Raw genomic sequence first — 1,639 nt, 5'->3', positions numbered from 1 at the left:
GATATTAGCATAGCAACGATTAATTCAAGTACTGGACTGATTACCGGAGTTGCAGCCGGTACAGTGACCATGACCTATACAGTAAGTGGTACAGGGGGATGTCCTGATGCTACAGCAACCAGGGATGTAACTATTACAGCACCACCCACAGCAGGAACCCTATCGGGAACTCAGGAAGCCTGTATTGCCGGTACGACAACCTTTAGTTCAACAGAGGCTGGAGGAAGCTGGAGTTCAGCTAACACATCAATCGCAACGATCAACGCAAGCACTGGACTGATTACGGGAGTTGCAGCCGGTACAGTGACCATGACCTATACGGTTAGTGGCACAGGGGGATGTCCTGATGCTACAGCGACAAGGGATGTAACCATTACCGCACCACCTACAGCAGGAACTCTATCGGGAACTCAAGAAGCCTGTATTGCTGGTACGACTACCTTTAGCTCAACAGAGGCAGGAGGAAGCTGGAGTTCAGCTAACACAGCAATCGCAACGATCAACGCAAGCACTGGACTGATTACCGGAGTTGCAGCGGGTACGGTGACGATGACCTATACGATAAGTGGTACAGGGGGATGTCCTGATGCTACAGCGACTAGAGATGTAACTATTACAGCTGCACCAGTTGCTGGAACTCTATCCGGAACTCAGGAAGCATGTATTGCCGGTACGACTACCTTTAGCTCAACAGAGGCAGGAGGAAGCTGGAGTTCAGCTAACACATCAATCGCAACGATCAACGCAAGCACTGGACTGATTACGGGAGTTGCAGCAGGTACGGTGACCATGACCTATACGATAAGTGGCACAGGGGGATGTCCTGATGCTACAGCGACAAGGGATGTAACTATTACCGCACCACCAGTTGCTGGAACATTATCCGGAACTCAGGAAGCCTGTATTGCCGGTACGACTACCTTTAGTTCAACTGAAGCAGGAGGAAGTTGGAGTTCGGCAAACACATCAATCGCAACCATCAACGCAAGCACTGGACTGATTACGGGAGTAGCAGCAGGTACGGTAACGATGACCTATACGATAAGTGGTACGGGCGGTTGTCCTGATGCTACAGCGACTAGAGATGTGACCATTACAGCACCACCAGTTGCTGGAACATTATCCGGAACTCAGGAAGCCTGTATTGCCGGTACGACTACTTTTAGCTCAACAGAGGCAGGAGGAAGTTGGAGTTCAGCCGATATTAGCATAGCAACGATTAATTCAAGCACCGGACTGATTACCGGAGTAGCAGCAGGTACAGTGACCATGACCTATACGGTCAGTGGTACAGGCGGTTGTCCTGATGCTACTGCAACAAGGGATGTAACTATTACAGCACCACCAGTTGCTGGAACCCTATCGGGAACTCAGGAAGCCTGTATTGCCGGTACGACTACCTTTAGTTCAACAGAGGCAGGTGGAAGCTGGAGTTCAGCAAACACAGCAATCGCTACGATTAATTCAAGCACCGGACTGATCACCGGAGTTGCAGCAGGTACGGTGACGATGACCTATACAGTAAGTGGTACAGGGGGATGTCCTGATGCTACAGCAACCAGGGATGTAACTATTACAGCACCACCAGTTGCTGGAACCCTATCCGGAACAACAGAAGCATGTATCGCCGGTACAACTA

At 50.3% G+C, this 1,639-nt stretch carries 1 protein-coding gene; it reads left to right on the top strand.

Annotation, left to right across the window (positions count from 1 at the left end; genetic code table 11):
• The coding region (locus FOF46_RS30750; protein WP_208746845.1) for an Ig-like domain-containing protein at window positions 1-1,639 on the top strand (1,639 nt) is incomplete at both ends.

Origin of the sequence: Aquimarina algiphila, from assembly GCF_007489275.1 — a bacterium.
GTDB classification, from domain to species: Bacteria; Bacteroidota; Bacteroidia; order Flavobacteriales; family Flavobacteriaceae; genus Aquimarina; species Aquimarina algiphila.
This window is presented reverse-complemented; position numbering and strand designations above follow the sequence as displayed.